Here is an 18,566-nt window from a genome sequence, read left to right as displayed (position 1 = left end):
TATTTTATATTTTCCCTTCCTTAATAATAGCTAATCTTTTATTTTAAAAAGATGTTAGCCCTATTTTTAGAAGGTTACTAGTTGTATACCCTCTTTCTTAACTCTCGTTATTCTCTTTGTTTCTACCTCTTCCTTTTGATAGAATACGACAAAAAAGTTTCTCAATAATTGTTTACTTAGCTACATCCAGATATTTTTTAAATCAATATTGTTTATATAAAGCATACAAATCTTGAAAAAATTTTAGTAAAAAAACATTTTATTACTAGTTAGTTATTTAAAAATATAATAAAGATCTGTACTTTCTTTTCATTAAATACAAACTAATTTTAAAGGAGCTTATATTATAAGACTTTCCTACAATTAAAAATCAAACTGAAATTTCAGAAAAAACAATCACATTTCCAGAAACATATATTATGATAATTTCCGCGCACTTGAATTAACTTTTTAGAAGTACTAACCTATCGGTGAGCAGAAGAAAATTCTGTAAAAAGAAAGGAGAATACTTTATGATGACCAATTTACAAAAGGAGTTTTTTAAACGCTTAAAAATTTCTGCAAAAGAAATAACATTTGATGATTTAGATGAAATTCTCTTAAAAATGGGAATGATTCTCCCCTATGAAAATCTTGATATTATGGCTGGTACTATTAAAAATATCTCAAAAGATAACTTAATAGAAAAGTTACTTATTCAAAAACGAGGTGGACTTTGTTATGAATTAAACTCCTTATTGTATTATTTTTTAATTGATTGTGGGTTTCAAGTATACAAAGTAGCCGGTACTGTTTATGATCTGTACGATAATAAATGGAAACCCGATGATGGTCATGTCATTATCATATTAAGTCATGAGGATAAAGATTATGTTGTGGATGCAGGTTTTGCATCTCATCTCCCTTTACATCCAGTCCCTTTTAACGGAGAAGTCATCTCCTCTCAAACAGGAGAATATCGAATTCGTAAGCGAAATACTCGAAAAGGTACGCATATTTTAGAAATGAGAAAAGGGGCTAACGGGGAATCTACAAGTTTCTTACAATCTGAACCTTCAAACGAATGGAAAATAGGCTATGCTTTCACTGTAGATCCAATAGATGAGAAAAAAGTGAATAACATTCAAAAAGTGATTGTAGAGCATAAAGAATCTCCTTTTAATAAAGGGGCTATCACTTGTAAATTAACTACTTATGGTCACATATCATTAACAAATAAAAATTATACAGAAACCTTTAAAGGCACTAAAAATAAACGACCAATAGAATCTAAAGATTATGCTCGCATTCTTCGTGAATCTTTTGGAATAACGCAAGAGAAATATGTAGGAAAAACACTAGAAAGAGGTTAGTTGACTACAAGTACTTCATAATAAAGCAGATTCTATATTTAGAATCTGCTTTATTTTATACTTTGTTATAAATTAATTTAATTTTGTTGTTACCCTTTAATTTTCAATTATATATTCATCATCATATTTATCGTATTGTAACCCTTTCCCTATCTTTGATTCTGTAACTTGATCTCTTAAAAACGGTGCAGCATCCATTTTGCTAGTTGCAATTTCAATTCCATATTTTTTCGTTAAATAAGCTAACTCTAGTAAAAACCACTCTCTTCGCAATGTAACTGGAATATCAAATGTTTTTCTTTTCATATATAATAGCACCTCTTTTATTTTCATAACTTAAAAACATCACTGGATGCACTTATTAAAACTACCTTTCACCGCTAACATCCAATGAAACATTATAGTATATGCATGTCCCTTTCAAACGTGCTATCACAAATATGATATTTAAGTTTACATAATTATATTATGTAATAGTAGAAAAGGAAGGCATGTCCCTTCCCCTTCTACTATAGAGATTTAAATTAAGAACATCTTGGTACACCTAAAGCTAAAAATAAACCTGCTACTCCCGCAGTAATCGGTACTTTTAACGTAATAACATCGTCTACCTTCGTTACTAAAAAGTAAGCATTACCTTCTTGTAATATACAAGTTACCAACAATTGAAATTCCATTCAAATCTCCTCCTTTCAATCGATATACTATAATTTATGAAATCTCTTTCAAAACGTAATAGGAAATACATCTATTTTTCCTTATATATAAAATAAATGTTTATAAGTCTAGTAAAAATATTAACTTTCTAAATTTATATAAAACGTGTAATATCCAATAAGTTCCTATATAATCAATAAGAAGAATCTTACAAATTGAGGTATGAAAATGACGATTTTAAGTAATATTGGTGCAGCTTTATTTTTTATTGCTTTTATTCTTTTAATCTTATGTATTATTTCATTCTTTAAGAAAAATGGAAAAGCAAAACAATATGGACGTCCTACCGTTATTCTTTTTATGATTTCTATTATATTAATAACGGCCAGTACAACAAAATCGGAACACCCCGTCGTCGAGTTTTTTTCTACTTTAAGTTTCATTCTATTTATATTCTTCCTTGTTCTAGCAATCTTATCTGTTATTAAGAAAACAGGTGTAGCGAAAAAACAATTTATTATTACAGCCGTATTATTTGTCATTTTTGTTGCGCTATCAGGTATTTCAGATTCTTCTTCTGAAAAAACGACAGCAACTAGTACAAAAGTTGCTTCTAACAATGAAGAACAGAAAGATAGCGAAAAGAAAAAAGAGGCGGACGAAAAAACTCAAAAGCAAGAAGATGAGAAGCGTCTAGCCGATGAACAAGCTCGTAAGCAAGAGGATGAAAAACGCCAGGCTGATGAACAAGCTCGTAAACAACAAGAGGAACAAAAACGTCAGGCTGGTGAACAAGCTCGTAAACAACAAGAAGAGCAAAAACGCCTAGCTGATGAGCAATCTCGTAAGCAACAAGAAGAGCAAAAACGCTTAGCTGATGAGCAATCTCGTAAGCAACAAGAAGAGCAAAAACGTCAGGCTGATGAACAAGCTCGTAAGCAACAAGAAGAGCAAAAAGCACAGCAAGCTCAAACACAACCTGCTTCAGGAAATACTAGTAGTGCATATTACAAAAATTGTGCCGCAGTTAGAGCTGCCGGGAAAGCTCTTCTATATAAAGGACAATCAGGTTATGACTCACATCTTAATCGTGATGGCGATGGAGTTGCATGTGAAAAATAGTAGTAAAAAAGAAGCTTCTAGTAAGCTTCTTTTTTATTATCAGAAACTATTATGACGAATTCCCTCTCCCTCTTCCTTTTATAAAACTCATTTGATTATCCTTAAAATTGACACATTATAAGTGATTTCAATCACCACATTGTTTTTCATTTATTGCTATTCTTAATTTAGATATTACATTCAAACTTTATGGAGGCATTCATATGGAACATACATTTACTGAAACTTCTATTGTCGGTGAGATTGTTACACAATTTCCAAAAGCTAGTAATCTTTTTAAATCATATAGAATAGACTTTTGTTGTGGTGGTAATAAACCACTTATTGATGCAATTCATGAAAGAAATTTATCAGCAACAGAAGTACTTACAGAATTAAATACGCTTTATCATAATACGAAACGATTAAATGAATCTGAAATTGATTGGAAAAATGCTTCTTATCGTGAATTGATTGATTATGTTATAAATAAGCATCATCGCTATTTAAATGAAGAATTACCACAGTTAAGTCCGTATGTGACGAAAGTATTACGCGTCCACGGAGCAAGTCAGCCTCACTTAGCTCAAATTCATAAGCTATTTCACGAATTAAAGATGGAATTAGAACAGCATTTAATTAAAGAAGAAACAGAAGATTTCCCATTAATTTTAGAATTTGAACAAAATCCAATTGACAAAAACTATGTGAAATTACGTAAAATAGTAGATGAGTTGGAAAATGAACATAACCACGCAGGCAACATTATTAAAGAACTTCGTAAAGTTACAAATGACTTTACTCCTCCAGAAGGAGCTTGCGGTACTTATCGACTTGTTTACCAACGTCTTGAAGCGCTAGAGTCTGATTTATTTGAGCACATTCATTTAGAAAATAATATTTTATTTCCACGTGCCATTACGAGAGCATAAATAAAGAGCAGGACATGAGTATACATACTTATGTCCTGCTCTTTCATTTGGTAAAGACTATACACATCCCTCTCGAATAAATCCGAATTTTAACAATTTGTGAATCATTATAAAAATGTGATAAACATCACATCTCTTCCTTTTTTGATTTTCTATAATAAAAACATAATCCTTTGTTCAACATTTCACAGAAAAAGGGGAAACGAAAATGAAAAAACGTTTAGTTATGATCGGAAATGGTATGGCTGGCATACGCTGTATGGAAGAAATATTAAAACATGATAGTGATTCATATGAGATTACTATTTTTGGAGATGAACCTCATCCAAACTACAACCGTATTATGCTCTCTCATGTTTTACAAGGCAAAACAAATATGCAAGATATCATTATGAATGAATACAGTTGGTATGAAGAAAACGAAATAACTTTGTATACAAATGAAAAAGTTCAAAGTATTAACCGAGAAGAAAAAATTATTATTACAGAAAAGAATCGTACTCTTACATATGACAAACTCATTATCGCAACAGGTTCTAGTGCTTTTATTTTGCCTGTAGAAGGTTCCACTCTCCCTGGTGTAACAGGATTTCGAACAATTGAAGATACACAATTTATGATTGATACCGCTAATGAAAAGAAAAAGGCTGTTGTCATTGGTGGTGGGTTACTTGGTTTAGAAGCCGCAAGAGGTCTTATTGACTTAGGGATGGACGTACATGTTGTTCATTTAATGCCAAACTTAATGGAGCAACAACTAGATACGAAAGCAGCTTCTCTATTACGCGAAGATTTAGAAGCGCAAGGCATGAAATTTCTAATGGAAAAGAAAACTGTAAAAATTCTTGGTACAGACCATGTTGAGGGCATTCAATTTGAAGATGGTGAAGTTGTAGATTGTGATTTAATCGTAATGGCTGTCGGAATACGCCCAAATACGCAAATAGCAAAAGATGCTGGTTTAATTGTAAATCGCGGTATTGTAGTCAATGACTATATGCTAACAAATGATGAGTCCATTTATGCAGTTGGAGAATGTGCAGAGCATGACGGTATCGCATATGGACTTGTTGCTCCTCTTTATGAACAAGGTGCGATACTAGCAAAACATATAACAAATTTACAAACTGATGGATATTCGGGCAGTATCGTCGGTACGCAATTAAAAGTTGCAGGTTGTGATTTATTCTCTGCTGGTCAAATTTATGAAGATGATCAAACGAAAGCAATATCAATCTTTGATGAATGTAAACGTTCCTATAAAAAAGTATTAATTCGTGATAATAAAGTCGTCGGTATCGTTTTATATGGTGACACAGCTGACGGTACACGTCTCTTTAGCATGTTAAAGAAGGAAGAAGATATACAAGAATATACACCAGCTTCCCTTCTTCACAAAGCTGGTGAAGAAAGTGAATTTGACGTTGCTACAATGAGTGCGGATGACACGATTTGTGGATGTAATGGTGTTACGAAAGGTTCAATCGTTCACGCCATTTTAGAACAAGAGTTAACGACTTTTGAAGAAGTTAAAGGCTGTACGAAAGCCGCAGGTTCTTGTGGTAAATGTCGTCCACTTGTGGAACAAGTTTTATCTCATACACTTGGAGATGCTTTTGATGCCTCAGCGCAATCTGCCGGTATGTGTGGATGTACACCTTTATCCCGTGATGAAGTCGTAGCAGCCATTCACGAGAAAGGCTTAAAATCTCCAAAAGAAGTACGAAATGTTCTTGGTTTTGCACATGAAGACGGCTGTTCGAAATGCCGCCCTGCTTTAAACTACTATTTACGTATGGCGATTCCAGAAGAATATGAAGATGATAAATCGTCCCGTTTCGTTAATGAAAGAATGAATGGTAACATCCAGCACGATGGTACATTCTCTGTTATTCCACGTATGTACGGAGGCGTTACAACAGCTGATGATTTAATGAAAATTGCTGAAGTTGCGAAAAAGTACGATGTTCCTCTTGTGAAAATTACAGGTGCAAGCCGAATCGGCTTATATGGTGTTAAGAAACAAGATTTACCTAACATATGGGCTGACTTACATATGACTTCGGGATATGCATATTCAAAATCGCTTCGTAATGTAAAATCATGTGTTGGTTCTCGCTTCTGCCGTTTCGGTACGAAAGATTCATTAGGACTTGGTATGCTCCTTGAACAATCATTAGAAATGGTAGATACACCTCATAAAATGAAGATGGGTGTAACGGGCTGTCCGCGTAACTGTGCGGAAGTACTGACGAAAGATTTTGGCGTTGTTTGTGTCGAAAATGGATACCAACTTTATATTGGCGGAAATGGTGGTACAGAAGTACGTGAAGCTGATTTTGTAATGATTGTCCCTACTGAAGATGATGTCCTTCGCATCGCTGCAGCTTACATGCAATATTATCGTGAAACTGGTATTTACGGAGAGCGTACCGCCTACTGGACAGAACGTTTAGGCTTCGATCACATAAAAGAAATACTACAAGATGCAAGTATGGTTACTACGTTAAATGAACGTTTCCAAACAGCTCGTAGAACATATACGGAAGCATGGGGACAAGCACTAGAAACGAAATCATTAAAAGCGATGTATGAAGTAGAAACTGTGAAATAAGGAGCTGTGATCTAAATGATACACACGAAAGAAAAAATAAAAGTTATGCGTGCGGAAGATCTTGCTATTCAAATCGGTAAAGAAGTGCAAATGAAAGGTATGTCTATCGCCCTATTCCGCCTTTCAAATGGCGATATTCGAGCTGTAGAAAATCGTTGTCCTCATAAAAACGGACCGTTAGCAGAAGGGATTGTGTCTGGAGAATTCGTCTTTTGTCCACTGCATGATTGGAAAATCTCACTACTAACAGGTGAAGTTCAAAAACCTGATGACGGCTGTATTCAAACATACGAAGTAGAAGTTATTGACGGTGACATTTATTTATACATGTAATTTTCGAAAGGAATCCTCCTCTGGCTTCCTTTTAAATAAAAATTGATGAGGTGCAATTATGAACGGATATGTATATTTAGTTGGTGCAGGACCAGGTGATGAAGGGCTTATTACAAAAAAAGCGATAGAGTGTTTAAAACGTGCAGATATTGTTTTATATGACCGTTTACTAAACCCTTTCTTTCTTAGCTATACAAAACAAACATGTGAACTTATGTATTGCGGAAAAATGCCAAAGAATCATATTATGCGACAAGAAATAATTAACGCACACCTTCTTCAATTTGCGAAAGAGGGCAAAATTGTTGTCCGATTAAAAGGCGGAGATCCATCTATTTTTGGCCGTGTTGGTGAAGAAGCAGAAACTTTAGCAGCAGCAAATATTCCATATGAAATTGTACCAGGCATTACATCTAGCATCGCCGCTAGTAGCTATGCAGGTATTCCCCTCACCCACCGTGACTACAGTAATAGTGTCACTTTATTAACCGGACATGCAAAAGGTCCCTTAACCGATCATGGAAAATATAATTCATCTCACAATAGCGACACGATTGCCTACTACATGGGTATAAAAAACTTACCTACAATTTGTGAAAACTTACTACAAGCAGGAAAAAAAGAAGATACGCCAGTAGCAGTCATTGAATGGGGTACAACTGGTAAACAGCGCGTTGTCACAGGGACACTGTCTACCATTGTTTCTATTGTCAAAAACGAAAATATTTCTAATCCTTCTATGACAATTGTTGGTGATGTTGTTACTTTGCGGAATCAAATCTCTTGGAAAGAACGTAAACCATTGCACGGCAAGAAAGTTTTATTTGCAGCTGCAACAAATAAAAAAAGCGCAATAAAGCAAAAGTTACAAGAGTCCGGTGCAGAAATATATCAAATTCCAACTTTCAAAAAGAAAGAATACACAGTAACCTCTGAACAAATCAATAAGATTTTTAACGTTGATCGTCTTGTATTTTGTTCCGCTGACAGTGTAGACATCTTAATGCAATCATGCAGTAAATATCATAAAGATATTCGTTCCTTACAGGCAGAACTTCAGTATATGAACCTTTCTATTCAAGAAAAGCTCATGCAATATGGATTGTTCAGTAAACCTGCGCAATTTTCTTCGAATTCAACGATTTATTTAGGACGAAACATTAACCGAATTGCTGTTATTCAAGAAAAAATTGGTGCTGGTTCCTATATGATGACTCATGAGTACACAATTGATCATCGCTTCGATGAAATTCATTCACGTATTCTTTCTGAATTCTCATGGGATAGCATTGTATTTGAAGGTCGTGCTTCTATTGATACGTTTCTAGCAGAAATAAAACGCCTTGGCTTTATCAATATTCTTACTCTCCCATTCTCGTATACCGACGTTCCAACTTTACACTATGCAAATAAAGTTGGGTTTCATAACGTAGATCATCAATTACAAGAAACTCTTATGAAGAAAGATATGGTGAGACAATGAAAGGAATTGTATATGTTGGACATGGGAGCCGGCTACAAGAAGGTAATGAACAATTCATTCAATTTATTCAATCTGTTATGAAAGAGCGAAACGAAAGAATTCAAAAAATAGCTTTTCTAGAACTAACGACACCTACTATTTCGGATGCAGTTACAGAAACGATAATAGAGGGAGTAACTGAAATAATGATTGTACCTGTTTTATTATTTGCAGCAGCTCACTATAAACGTGATATTCCTTTTGAAATAGAACAACTACAAAAGAAATATCCACAAATAACATTTTCAGTTGTACCTCCTTTTAGTACACATCCACATATGGTGGAACTTGTAGTGAAAAGAATACGTGAAGCTATGCCAATGCAAAATAGTAGTATTTTACTCGTAGGGCGAGGCAGTAGTGATCCACAACCGATACATGAATTACAACAAATCGGAGCAGCTGTCGAACGAAAACTTGGTATGCCAGTATCCTGTTCCTTTTTAACAAAAGGAACTCCCTCTTTTGCTGCTGAGCTCAAGGCTATAACATCGACTGCGTCCCATGTATATGTCATGCCGTACCTTCTCTTTACCGGATTATTACTTCAAAAAATTAAATTGCATACAAAAAAATATAATCATGTTACGCCCTGTAACTGTCTTCAGTTTAATACATATATGAAACTAACATTATTAGAACGAATGGAGGAATGCATATATGTATAACATGTACCCTCTTATGTTTAATCTACAAAATAAAGTTGTCATTATCATTGGTGGAGGTAAAATTGCATATCGAAAAGCGTCTGGATTAAAAGATACAGGCGCTTTCGTCACTGTTGTCAGCCCAGAAATTTGCGAGGAAATGAAGGAACTTTCTTATATTACTTGGAAGCAAAAAACTTTTAGTAATGATGATATTAAAGATGCTCATCTAATTTATGCAGCTACAAATCAACATGCTGTAAATATGATGGTCAAACAGGCCGCTCATGATTTCCAGTGGGTTAACGTTGTAAGTGATGGTACAGCATCATCGTTTCACACACCTGGTGTCATTCGAAATGATGAATATGTTGTCACTATTTCGACTTCAGGTAAGGACCCATCGTTTACGAAGCGTATGAAACAGGAATTAACTTCTGTCCTTCCTAAACTTATAAAAAGAATTTCTCGTACTCATAAAATGGAATCTATCACTTAGCTAAAATAGGAATTAACTGTGAACAAACGTTTTTTAGAGGCGTTTGTTCTTTTTGCTTTAGTTTCGTTTTTTAGGATTAGACAAACAATTGGACAAGAATCTGTGAAGAAAAATAACGGCAACAATTACGGACAAAAAAAGCAGTTGCTTGAGAGCAACTGCTTCAATACAGGTTTTATATTGGATATTCAATCAACCAAATTAGCGCTTGTTCATAATCATCAAAAAATCTCACAGATTCTTTCGTATTAGATTGTTGTAAATAATCCATTATCTCTCCCTCTTCAAGGAGAAATGCAATTGCCTTACTGTTATTCAAAATGATTTCATTGAAGAACTTCTCTTTCCATACTTTTTGAACAGAAAAATGATTTGGCGTGTATCCTTTTCTATCCACCAACAATTTGTATTTCCGCCCTTCAGAAATGAATTGCTGACAAACCTGCTCAAAACCATTAAACCATTCATACACATCATCTGTTTTTATATTTCCAACTAGATGGGTAACAATTATATCTCCTAAAACTGTTGTGCTGATATTCTGTTTACTCAACTTGGAATCCCCCCTTAGTTACAATTTTGCGGAAAAACCGCATAAAATCAATAAAGAAAAAATTCTTAATTGACACTCCCACCCCATCGCTATCAAACTAAGCTCATGTAACGTCAATTATAAGCGAAATTGTGTCTTTTTTCGCAAGTCTATATGCAGATGCTTTAAAGATTTTCATACGAAATAACCCGTAACGAGTTTCCTTTTTTTGAATTAAGCCACTTGATTATCAGACACGGTACAATTGTAAACGACCCCCAATATATCATAGACTGTTTTCTTCTCATATCGATTGGATTTCCATCCATCATTTACCGCCTCAAATCTATTCGTTTTAACACGTATATTCAAAACAAAATATATGACAAATAAATAACGACAGTTACTGTAATAATGCTGAAAAGTGTTGAAAATAAAACGATTTGTGCATGTAATTCAGGCTCTATTTGATATTCCATAGCAATGGTTGATGTATTTCTTGAAGTAGGAAAAGAACTTGCAATAAATAATGATTGTGCAACAATACCATCGATGTTTAGTATGTATATTACGGCAAGTGCTAATAATGGTCCCATCAGTAACCTTCCAATTAAAGCCCATGTTATGACTCGATGGAAAAAACTAAGTTTAATGTTAGATAATTGTGCCCCTAGCAATATGAGTGCTATTGCAACAAAACCATTCGCAAGCTGATTAAGAGGTAGCAAGATAGAATTAGGTATTTGAATTTTAAAAGATTGAAAGAGAACCCCTAATACGAGCGCATGAAATACAGGCAGTCTTAGAAATGATCGAATAATACCTCCGATTGTTTTTGTTGCTGATAGTAAGTTATATATCCCATATGAATAAGTTAAAAGATTCTGGAAAATCACAATAAAAATTTGAATGGAAACCCCCACTGGATTGTGACTGAAAATCAATTGACTTACTGGTAACCCATAATTACCGGAATTCATTAACGAAATGCTATTTTTTAGAGCTGCACTTTCTCCTTTTTCTAACTTCAATATTTTTGAAATGAAATGACTTACTATGATCAGACTCAGACTATAAAGCATTAAATAGTATATTATCTGGAGCAAAAAACCTGTTTCTATACGAATATCATATATATTCACAAATACAGCCGCTGGCATTAAGCAATAAGTAATAAGTGTAGATAGCTGCTTTAAGTTAAATTGGAACTTTCTTTGTAAGATTGCACCAATTAGCATCAATATTAATATCGGTAATATTACGTCTAATATAATAAATACAAACATTTAAAACCTCATTCTAAATATATTTTAGTTGGATTAAACGCTTTACTAAATATGAATCACATTTAATTAGTCGGAAACCCCCTCAATTCTCAATAACCAGAAAACTTAAACCAATAATATGAAAATGTGCATCAAAAATTCTTATTTCATTTCCCCTCTCCTCTCTTTTCTTTAACATATCAAATATAACTCATAAAGAAAATTATAGATTATTTATACAAATTCATAATTTTATCTTATTGACCTAAACTATCTTCTTTATTTTAAGTATACTTTTTCACAATATCCATTAACCTTACCAAAAAATTTGTCCCTAAAAAAATCTGATACTGCAGTTACTATGCGAAGAATACTTACATCAATCCCATACTTGTCGCTTAAGCCACCTAACACACCTGATACTTGTTTATCTTGAGTGGACTTATATAACTTTTTCATCTAAACACCCCGATTCAATTAAATATTTGCATTCTAAAAATGAGTTCGATCTTTAGAATATATTTAAAATTTCCTTCACTAATCTACCCTTTAATTGAATAACTTTTGACTTCTATATTTTAAAATAAAATTCCATAAGCCTTCTGTTTTTCATTTTAAAAGCACATTCTTTTAGAAAACGAGCGTTTGTTGAGATAGCAATAAAAACATGTTGAAGCCTATTACTAAAAGAACCATCCCAATATACTTTGGGACGGTTCTTTTTCCTTATTAATGATTCTTTAACATCACTAAGAGTTTCTCCTGGCTATACATCCATACTGTAATAATTAAACAAGCAAGTGCGACTTCTGATAGCGCCATAAATCCAATTGCATAATGACCTGTTAATTGGAATAGTAATGTTAAAATTAGCGGTGGGAAGAATCCTCCTAGTCCACCTAAAGCTGATACGAGACCATTTACAATACCAGCTTGTTCTGAGAAATACATTGGAACGAGTTTGAAGATTGTACCATTACCAATCCCTGCACAAAATGCGACTAGTAAGCAACCAAATGTATACACGTTCATACTTGGCATAAACGATAAAATAATACCTGAAAGTGTTAAACCGATAAATACGAAGATTAATATTTTAAATGGATTAAACTTATCACCGAGCCAACCACCAATCGGACGCATAATTGTTGCGAGTACGATGAATCCGGCTGTCCGCATACCTGCATCTACTTTCTCTAATCCGAAGTGAGATACTAGAAAGTTTGGTAAGTATACTGTAAATGCGACAAATGATCCGAATGTTAAAAAGTAAAAGATACATAAAAACCAAAGTTTCTCATTTTTATATACACCTTTTATTTGTTCCATTAGTGGTGTATTCACTTTTTTCTCTTTACGATCACCTAATAAAAAGTTCATAAGTGCAAACGCTGCAAGTAAAACTAAATAACATTGTACTGTCGTTCTCCAGCCAACTGAAGTTGCAATGACAGGTGCTAAAAACGAAGTAATTGCTGTTCCGGCGTTACCGACACCGTAAATACCATTTACAAAACCGTGACTCTCTTTCGGAAAGTATTTTGGTAAAGAAGTTACTCCTACAGAGAATACAGCACCACCGATTCCTACAAATAATCCACCAATAATTAAATCCATCATAGAATTGGCAACACTAATATAAAAAACAGGAAATAATAATAGAATAAAACTAATATAGAATAATTTTCTTGCTCCGAAACGATTTGTCCAATAACCAATTGGAATGCGAAGAATAGAGCCTAAAATAACAGGTACTGCTGTGACCATAGAAATTTGTCCCGCAGTTAATGGAATATCCGCTTTAATATAAGGCATTAATGATGATAAAATGACCCATACCATAAAACCGATAATTAGATTAGAAGTTTGTAAACTTAATTGAAAATTAGGACTTTTCATCCTGTTCCCTCCTATGTATGCATAGTTAAATTCATTCTCTCCAGCCCAATCACGTCCTAACATCATTAGGCTGAAAAGAATCAACCACCACTTACTGGCGGAATCATTGCTACGACATCACCAATTTGGATGATGTCATCCTCATTTGCGTATTCTTCATTTATCGCGACCATAATCTCGTTTGAAATTGCTATGTTGTATTTCTTAGTGAGGACTTCCTTTAATTCCGCAACTGTAATATTTTCATAGTCTATATGCAAAGCCGGCTTACTTGCTCCTTCTTGCAAATGTGCAAATAATAGTACTTCAATCATATTCTCATCTCCTTTCCAGGCTCGCCATTACCATATGCTGTTTTCTCTAACTGATCACCTATCCACGACTCTCCATCTTCCCAAAACTCTTTTTTCCAAATAGGAACAATTTGTTTTATATGCTCCATAATATATTCATTCGCCTCATAGGCCGCTTTCCGATGTGGTGTAGACACAGCGACAACGACAGCAAGATCAGAAATTTGTAATGTACCAATGCGATGTGTAATAGCGACATATGTCCCCGGCCACTTCTCTCCTACTTCAATGCTAATTCTCTCAAGCTGTTTCTCCGCCATTGTCTTATAAGCTACATACTCTAAACAAAGTGTACGACGCCCTTTTGTAAATTCTCTAACAGTACCAATAAAAGTAGTAACTGCGCCACACTCACGACGAATTACTTTGTTTGTAACTTCCTCAATTGAAATAGGTGTATCAATTACTTCATAATACGTATATGTCATCTTGCACCTCTGATCCTTATATAAGTTAGCAATCCCTTTTTCTATTACTTGTATGATTGAAGCGGTTCTTCCCACGGCCACTCACTTCCGTTGTTTGATTCTAATAACAGTACCGAAACAGTAATTCCAGCTTCAAATCCTCTCGTTCCCCCTGGTAAAACGATAAATGCATTCGCTTCTGCAAGTGAAGAAATTGCGCTAGATTTATCTAAGCCAACTGGTGTAACTTGTAATTGACCATCTATAATTTCTACTCGCCCTCTTACAAATCGAGTAAACGGATTTGCTTTCGGGAAGTCTTTCTGTAAAATTGCCTCTGTACGATATACGTGTGGATCTTTCCTATGCAAGTATGTTCCAATGACTGGTCGAACATATAATTCACACCCGACATAACAAGCAGAAGGATTACCAGATAGACCAAATAATAGTTTTCCCTCTACCTCAGCTACAGTTGTCACACTTCCTGGTCGCATCGCTATTTTGTCAAAAAGTACATTAGCTCGTAATCTCTCATAGATGGCAGGTAAATAGTCATAGTCTCCTACTGAAACACCACCAGTTGTAATTAATATATCTACTTCTTTTATCGCCTTTTTTACAGTGTTATAACACGTCTCAAAATCGTCAGCGAATTGCCCATAATACTGTACAATCCCCCCTGCTCGTTCAATTTGAGCAGCTATCATATAGGAGTTACTATTTCGAATCTTCCCTGGCTTTAATTTTTCATGTACTTCAAGCAGTTCGCTACCCGTCGTTACAATTCCAATCACTGGTTGTTTTATAACATGTACGAAACTATAACCAAACGTAGCAAGAAGCGCTGCAACTCCCGGGTTAATAACAGTCTCTTCTTTCACAAGGATAGTATTTTGTTTTACATCTTCACCTTTAAAAGAAATGTTATCACCGGCTGCGAAACAGCGTTTTAATGTCATATAAGTCTTTTCGTTTTTTTCAAATCCTTCCGTTAGTTCTAACATAACAACCGCATTACACCCTCTCGGAATTGCGGCACCTGTCATAATACGGACAGCTTGAAATTCTTTCACTTCTTCTGTAAAAACAAAGCCTGCTCCAATTTCGCCAATTACTTCAAACTGAATGGGGTTACTACTACTCGCTTCTTTTGTATCTTCCGCTCGAATCGCAAACCCGTCGTACGGAGAGCGATCAAAATGCGGAACATCATGATCTGCAATAACATCTTCTCCAAGTGTTCTACCGTAGCTTTCTATAAGAGAAACCTTTTCCATTTCACCTTGGTAGGCATATTTCATTACACGAGCAACTGCTTCTGCTACTGGAATTGGTATACGTTTATCTAACATTCTTTTTTCACCTCGTTTTAATAAGGAAAAAACGATTTTTCTGTTCATCCTATATACTTAGCGTATAATCGTTTTGCTATTTTCACATCATTTGTCCCATGAATAAATGCCCTACCGTCTATAAATAAAACAAAACGATATTCATCAACTAGAAATGATAGTAAGTAAGGCGTTTTTTTGACATGTACACTTTTTTGTAATCGTTTTTGAATTTCGGTTAAATTAAGATTTCTCTTTATTCCTGAACGGATTTGAACTGTATTCCGTCCGCATAACACTTCCGTTTTCATTTGCGCTTCAAATATTAAGCTTGGATACGTTCGTGATTTCCCACAAGAAGGACATGTACTTTTCTTCTGTCTATTTACTTTTAATGAGAGATATTGATTGTTCCAAATATCAAATGACAACATCGTCCCTCTTAATGATTCATAATCATCCACCAATATTTTCAGCGCCTCTGTAACTTGGTGAGCAACAACCATTTGTACAGCTGGCTGAATGATTCCGGCTGTATCGCATGTTGCACCGCCCATAGGATGATCCATTAGACAGCGAAAACATGGTGTTTTCCCAGGAAGAATTGTATACGTTACACCGTAACTCCCAATGCATCCGCCATATATCCAAGGTATATTTTCTTTTTGTGAAATGTCATTTATAAGTAGACGCGTATCGAAATTGTCAGTCGCATCTAATATGAGATCCACATCTTTTGTTAACTCTTCTATTTCTCGCATTGTGACATCTGTTACAACTGGTACAATTTCCACTTCAGAATTAATCTTTCTTACATGTTCTGCTGCTGCAATTGCTTTTGGTTTACACTGCTGCGCATCTTCTTCTGTATATAACTGCTGCCGCTGTAAATTGCTCCATTCGACGTAGTCACGATCAGCAATTGTCAATTTCCCAATTCCCATCCTAGCAAGTGCTTCTGCATTCGCAGCTCCTAGCGCACCCGCACCGATTAGGAGCACATGCTTTTCTCTTATTTTTCTTTGTCCCATTTCACCAATTCCAGAAAACAACACTTGTCTTGAATAACGCTCTTGCATAAGAAATCCTCCTTTCACTATCCACCAATGTAAGACATTTCAACTTTTGGACGTTTACTTGTATTCTCAACCGTTCTTTCATCTGAATATCGATCTGTTCTATATCGCCATGTATCATTTAAAATTTTTAATAGTGATGCATCAGAAATATTTTCTCGAAGAAGCGTTCGCAAATCCGTTCCTTTCGCTCCAAATAGGCACGTGAAAAACTTGCCGTCTGCCGAAATACGAGCTCTCGTACAAGAAGAACAAAATGACTCAGAAACAGAAGTAATAAATCCAACTTCTGCATTACTCCCTACATATCGATACAATTTCGCAACCTCTCCAAAATAACGAGGCTGAGCGGGCTCAATTGGATATACACGATTAATTTTCTCTATTAATTGTTCCTTCGTAATGACTTCTTCAAAATTCCATCCGTTTGTACTACCTACATCCATAAACTCAATGAAACGGAGCTGAATTTCTTTTTCTTTAAAATAACGAGCCATATGAAGAATTTGACTATCATTCATCCCTTTTTTTACGACCATATTTACCTTTACTTCTAATCCAGCAGCATTTGCTGCTTCTATTCCTTTCAGTACAGGTTTTGTACTTACATTTCTTCCGTTAATTTTTTTGAAGACATGGTCCTCTATCGCATCTAAACTAATATTTACACGTTTTAATCCCGCGTCTTTTAGCGCCTTAGCTTGTTTTGCTAAATGAATTCCGTTTGTTGTGAGTCCGATGTCTTTTAAGCCTTCTAGATTTGTAAGTCTTGCAATTAATTTCGGTAAGTCTTTACGCAATAAAGGTTCACCGCCAGTAAGCCTAATTTTATTAACTCCCATACTTATAAATAATCTCGCTAACCTTTCTATTTCATTAAATGTTAATAAACACTCTTCCTGTAAAAAAGCATAATCAGTTCCGAACACTTCAGCAGGCATACAGTATGTGCACCTAAAATTACAACGATCAATAACTGAAATGCGTAAATCTTGAAGTGGCCGCTTTAAAGAATCTTTCATGTTCTCGTGCATCTATATCCCTTCTTTTCTGCTGCAATCCTTAGTAAGCTTTCATTTTTTTATTTGCCTTCATTATAAAAAAGAAGCTACATATTCAATGTGACTTTTCTCACATCACTTTCCCCATTCAAAAAATTTTCACAAATCCGTTCGCATTTTGTTCACATCTTTAGCCACTCCTCCTTACGGTCATTGAAATTTCAATTTATTTTTAAATAGCTCTTGCATTTTCATCATACTTACACTCAAAATAGGAAATGTATTGCTTATAAGAAGAAAGGTGATCACTGTGGCAAACAGTATGACATTATCTCAAGATTTAAAAGAATTACTTGCATCTGTTGAATATAAAATGCAGATAAAAAAAGGTAGTTTTATTTTTCAAGAAGGTATGGAGGCAACAGAACTCTATATCATTCACTCTGGAAAAGTACAAATTAGTAAACTTAGTGCTGACGGACAAGAATTAACACTTCGAATTTGTTCGGAATATGACATTATTGGAGAATTAACGTTGTTCACGGATAATGCAAAATATTTATTAAACTCAAAATGTCTTGAAGATGTTGAAGTAGGTGTAATAAAACGTGAAGCGTTAGAAAAAGCATTACTCCAAAAACCCGCTCTTGTATTTGAATTTATGAAATGGATTAGTGAACATTTAAGAAGAATGCAAACGAAGTTCCGAGATTTAGTATTACACGGCAAAAAAGGTGCCCTGTACTCTACTCTTATACGAATGACAAATAGTTACGGTGTATTAAAAGAAAATGGTATTCTCATCGATTTACCATTAACGAATCAAGAACTCGCTAATTTCTGTGCAACTTCACGTGAAAGTGTAAATCGAATGTTAAATGAATTAAAAAAGCAAGGTACAATTTCAATTCATAAAGGAAAGATTACAATCCACGATTTACAATTTTTAAAATGTGAAATTGCTTGTGAAGATTGCTCTGCTTCTGTTTGTAGCATTGATTAGCATCTTATTTAGATGCTAATCTTTTTTCAATTTAAACTA

20 protein-coding genes are annotated in these 18,566 nt (G+C 34.6%); 9 read left to right on the top strand and 11 right to left on the bottom strand.

Annotation, left to right across the window (positions count from 1 at the left end):
- Nucleotides 1-512 precede the first annotated feature (512 nt).
- Nucleotides 513-1,352, top strand: a complete 840-nt coding sequence (locus ACS2QP_RS05140) for an arylamine N-acetyltransferase family protein (RefSeq protein ID WP_438882181.1) — start codon at nucleotides 513-515, stop codon at nucleotides 1,350-1,352.
- Between the two features lie 96 nt (nucleotides 1,353-1,448).
- Here ACS2QP_RS05140 and ACS2QP_RS05135 read toward each other — a convergent pair whose 3' ends face one another.
- Both ACS2QP_RS05135 and exsG read right to left on the bottom strand, forming a co-directional pair.
- Nucleotides 1,449-1,658 carry a hypothetical protein gene (locus tag ACS2QP_RS05135; RefSeq protein ID WP_000824197.1) on the bottom strand — a complete coding sequence of 70 codons (210 nt, stop codon included), beginning with the start codon at nucleotides 1,656-1,658 and terminating at the stop codon, nucleotides 1,449-1,451.
- Between the two features lie 218 nt (nucleotides 1,659-1,876).
- A complete protein-coding gene (gene exsG, locus ACS2QP_RS05130) occupies nucleotides 1,877-2,029 on the bottom strand; it encodes an exosporium protein ExsG (protein WP_000395679.1) in 153 nt (50 codons plus the stop codon).
- Between the two features lie 208 nt (nucleotides 2,030-2,237).
- Between exsG and ACS2QP_RS05125 the strand changes: the two genes are divergently transcribed.
- The 7 genes from ACS2QP_RS05125 to ACS2QP_RS05095 all read left to right on the top strand — a co-directional run bounded on the left by ACS2QP_RS05125 (nucleotide 2,238) and on the right by ACS2QP_RS05095 (nucleotide 9,657).
- Complete coding sequence (locus ACS2QP_RS05125; RefSeq protein WP_259591209.1) at nucleotides 2,238-3,131, top strand: excalibur calcium-binding domain-containing protein; 894 nt, start codon at nucleotides 2,238-2,240, stop codon at nucleotides 3,129-3,131.
- Between the two features lie 203 nt (nucleotides 3,132-3,334).
- On the top strand, nucleotides 3,335-4,042 hold the full coding sequence (ric, locus tag ACS2QP_RS05120) for an iron-sulfur cluster repair di-iron protein (protein ID WP_098771804.1): 708 nt from the start codon (nucleotides 3,335-3,337) through the stop codon (nucleotides 4,040-4,042).
- A gap of 208 nt (nucleotides 4,043-4,250) precedes the next feature.
- Nucleotides 4,251-6,656 carry an NADPH-nitrite reductase large subunit gene (nirB, locus tag ACS2QP_RS05115; protein WP_017673376.1) on the top strand — a complete coding sequence of 802 codons (2,406 nt, stop codon included), beginning with the start codon at nucleotides 4,251-4,253 and terminating at the stop codon, nucleotides 6,654-6,656.
- 15 nt (nucleotides 6,657-6,671) lie between these two features.
- Entirely contained in the window at nucleotides 6,672-6,989 is a 318-nt protein-coding gene (nirD, locus tag ACS2QP_RS05110) for a nitrite reductase small subunit NirD (RefSeq protein WP_000581982.1), read from the top strand.
- A gap of 58 nt (nucleotides 6,990-7,047) precedes the next feature.
- The gene (locus tag ACS2QP_RS05105) at nucleotides 7,048-8,472 is read left to right on the top strand and encodes a uroporphyrin-III C-methyltransferase (RefSeq protein ID WP_001014945.1); all 1,425 of its coding nucleotides are present in this window, start codon (nucleotides 7,048-7,050) and stop codon (nucleotides 8,470-8,472) included.
- Nucleotides 8,469-9,179: a sirohydrochlorin chelatase gene (locus ACS2QP_RS05100; protein WP_438882180.1), complete on the top strand. Its 711-nt coding sequence runs from the start codon at nucleotides 8,469-8,471 to the stop codon at nucleotides 9,177-9,179. Before ACS2QP_RS05105 ends, ACS2QP_RS05100 begins: the two co-directional genes overlap by 4 nt.
- Nucleotides 9,172-9,657: a precorrin-2 dehydrogenase gene (locus ACS2QP_RS05095; protein WP_000282586.1), complete on the top strand. Its 486-nt coding sequence runs from the start codon at nucleotides 9,172-9,174 to the stop codon at nucleotides 9,655-9,657. The genes ACS2QP_RS05100 and ACS2QP_RS05095 overlap by 8 nt, the downstream gene beginning before the upstream one ends.
- Before the next feature lie 175 nt (nucleotides 9,658-9,832).
- Here the strand turns inward: ACS2QP_RS05095 and ACS2QP_RS05090 are convergent, their stop codons facing one another.
- The 9 genes from ACS2QP_RS05090 to moaA all read right to left on the bottom strand — a co-directional run bounded on the left by ACS2QP_RS05090 (nucleotide 9,833) and on the right by moaA (nucleotide 17,557).
- On the bottom strand, nucleotides 9,833-10,210 hold the full coding sequence (locus ACS2QP_RS05090) for an STAS/SEC14 domain-containing protein (RefSeq protein WP_332283402.1): 378 nt from the start codon (nucleotides 10,208-10,210) through the stop codon (nucleotides 9,833-9,835).
- A 347-nt stretch (nucleotides 10,211-10,557) separates the two neighbouring features.
- Complete coding sequence (locus ACS2QP_RS05085; protein WP_332283404.1) at nucleotides 10,558-11,475, bottom strand: AEC family transporter; 918 nt, start codon at nucleotides 11,473-11,475, stop codon at nucleotides 10,558-10,560.
- Between the two features lie 258 nt (nucleotides 11,476-11,733).
- Entirely contained in the window at nucleotides 11,734-11,913 is a 180-nt protein-coding gene (locus tag ACS2QP_RS05080; RefSeq protein WP_438882179.1) for a PspC domain-containing protein, read from the bottom strand.
- A gap of 270 nt (nucleotides 11,914-12,183) precedes the next feature.
- A complete protein-coding gene (narK, locus tag ACS2QP_RS05075) occupies nucleotides 12,184-13,353 on the bottom strand; it encodes a nitrate transporter NarK (RefSeq protein WP_044307180.1) in 1,170 nt (389 codons plus the stop codon).
- Nucleotides 13,354-13,433: 80 nt separating this feature from the next.
- Nucleotides 13,434-13,667 carry a molybdopterin converting factor subunit 1 gene (moaD, locus tag ACS2QP_RS05070; RefSeq protein ID WP_000573692.1) on the bottom strand — a complete coding sequence of 78 codons (234 nt, stop codon included), beginning with the start codon at nucleotides 13,665-13,667 and terminating at the stop codon, nucleotides 13,434-13,436.
- Complete coding sequence (locus tag ACS2QP_RS05065) at nucleotides 13,664-14,134, bottom strand: molybdenum cofactor biosynthesis protein MoaE (protein ID WP_438882178.1); 471 nt, start codon at nucleotides 14,132-14,134, stop codon at nucleotides 13,664-13,666. The genes moaD and ACS2QP_RS05065 overlap by 4 nt, the downstream gene beginning before the upstream one ends.
- A gap of 44 nt (nucleotides 14,135-14,178) precedes the next feature.
- Nucleotides 14,179-15,468 carry a molybdopterin molybdotransferase MoeA gene (locus ACS2QP_RS05060; protein ID WP_438882177.1) on the bottom strand — a complete coding sequence of 430 codons (1,290 nt, stop codon included), beginning with the start codon at nucleotides 15,466-15,468 and terminating at the stop codon, nucleotides 14,179-14,181.
- A gap of 44 nt (nucleotides 15,469-15,512) precedes the next feature.
- A complete protein-coding gene (locus ACS2QP_RS05055; protein WP_332283411.1) occupies nucleotides 15,513-16,526 on the bottom strand; it encodes a molybdopterin-synthase adenylyltransferase MoeB in 1,014 nt (337 codons plus the stop codon).
- 17 nt (nucleotides 16,527-16,543) lie between these two features.
- Nucleotides 16,544-17,557 carry a GTP 3',8-cyclase MoaA gene (gene moaA / locus ACS2QP_RS05050; protein ID WP_332283412.1) on the bottom strand — a complete coding sequence of 338 codons (1,014 nt, stop codon included), beginning with the start codon at nucleotides 17,555-17,557 and terminating at the stop codon, nucleotides 16,544-16,546.
- Nucleotides 17,558-17,834: 277 nt separating this feature from the next.
- Here moaA and ACS2QP_RS05045 point away from each other — a divergent pair, with 277 nt between their 5' ends.
- Nucleotides 17,835-18,527, top strand: a complete 693-nt coding sequence (locus ACS2QP_RS05045; protein ID WP_000013866.1) for a Crp/Fnr family transcriptional regulator — start codon at nucleotides 17,835-17,837, stop codon at nucleotides 18,525-18,527.
- Nucleotides 18,528-18,566 lie beyond the last annotated feature (39 nt).

Source organism: Bacillus cereus group sp. Bce019 (assembly GCF_051781745.1).
Taxonomy (GTDB): Bacteria; Bacillota; Bacilli; order Bacillales; family Bacillaceae_G; genus Bacillus_A; species Bacillus_A cereus.
Note: the sequence above shows the minus strand (reverse complement) of the source record. Positions and strands in the feature narration are given on the sequence as shown.

What these genes read in the sequence shown, in the direction of transcription:
- ACS2QP_RS05140 (WP_438882181.1), top strand. Translation starts at nt 513, where the DNA reads ATGATGACCAATTTACAAAAGGAGTTTTTTAAACGCTTAAAAATTTCT.
- ACS2QP_RS05135 (WP_000824197.1), bottom strand. Translation starts at nt 1,658, where the DNA reads ATGAAAAGAAAAACATTTGATATTCCAGTTACATTGCGAAGAGAGTGG.
- exsG (WP_000395679.1), bottom strand. Translation starts at nt 2,029, where the DNA reads ATGGAATTTCAATTGTTGGTAACTTGTATATTACAAGAAGGTAATGCT.
- ACS2QP_RS05125 (WP_259591209.1), top strand. Translation starts at nt 2,238, where the DNA reads ATGACGATTTTAAGTAATATTGGTGCAGCTTTATTTTTTATTGCTTTT.
- ric (WP_098771804.1), top strand. Translation starts at nt 3,335, where the DNA reads ATGGAACATACATTTACTGAAACTTCTATTGTCGGTGAGATTGTTACA.
- nirB (WP_017673376.1), top strand. Translation starts at nt 4,251, where the DNA reads ATGAAAAAACGTTTAGTTATGATCGGAAATGGTATGGCTGGCATACGC.
- nirD (WP_000581982.1), top strand. Translation starts at nt 6,672, where the DNA reads ATGATACACACGAAAGAAAAAATAAAAGTTATGCGTGCGGAAGATCTT.
- ACS2QP_RS05105 (WP_001014945.1), top strand. Translation starts at nt 7,048, where the DNA reads ATGAACGGATATGTATATTTAGTTGGTGCAGGACCAGGTGATGAAGGG.
- ACS2QP_RS05100 (WP_438882180.1), top strand. Translation starts at nt 8,469, where the DNA reads ATGAAAGGAATTGTATATGTTGGACATGGGAGCCGGCTACAAGAAGGT.
- ACS2QP_RS05095 (WP_000282586.1), top strand. Translation starts at nt 9,172, where the DNA reads ATGTATAACATGTACCCTCTTATGTTTAATCTACAAAATAAAGTTGTC.
- ACS2QP_RS05085 (WP_332283404.1), bottom strand. Translation starts at nt 11,475, where the DNA reads ATGTTTGTATTTATTATATTAGACGTAATATTACCGATATTAATATTG.
- ACS2QP_RS05080 (WP_438882179.1), bottom strand. Translation starts at nt 11,913, where the DNA reads ATGAAAAAGTTATATAAGTCCACTCAAGATAAACAAGTATCAGGTGTG.
- narK (WP_044307180.1), bottom strand. Translation starts at nt 13,353, where the DNA reads ATGAAAAGTCCTAATTTTCAATTAAGTTTACAAACTTCTAATCTAATT.
- moaD (WP_000573692.1), bottom strand. Translation starts at nt 13,667, where the DNA reads ATGATTGAAGTACTATTATTTGCACATTTGCAAGAAGGAGCAAGTAAG.
- ACS2QP_RS05065 (WP_438882178.1), bottom strand. Translation starts at nt 14,134, where the DNA reads ATGACATATACGTATTATGAAGTAATTGATACACCTATTTCAATTGAG.
- ACS2QP_RS05060 (WP_438882177.1), bottom strand. Translation starts at nt 15,468, where the DNA reads ATGTTAGATAAACGTATACCAATTCCAGTAGCAGAAGCAGTTGCTCGT.
- ACS2QP_RS05055 (WP_332283411.1), bottom strand. Translation starts at nt 16,526, where the DNA reads ATGCAAGAGCGTTATTCAAGACAAGTGTTGTTTTCTGGAATTGGTGAA.
- moaA (WP_332283412.1), bottom strand. Translation starts at nt 17,557, where the DNA reads ATGCACGAGAACATGAAAGATTCTTTAAAGCGGCCACTTCAAGATTTA.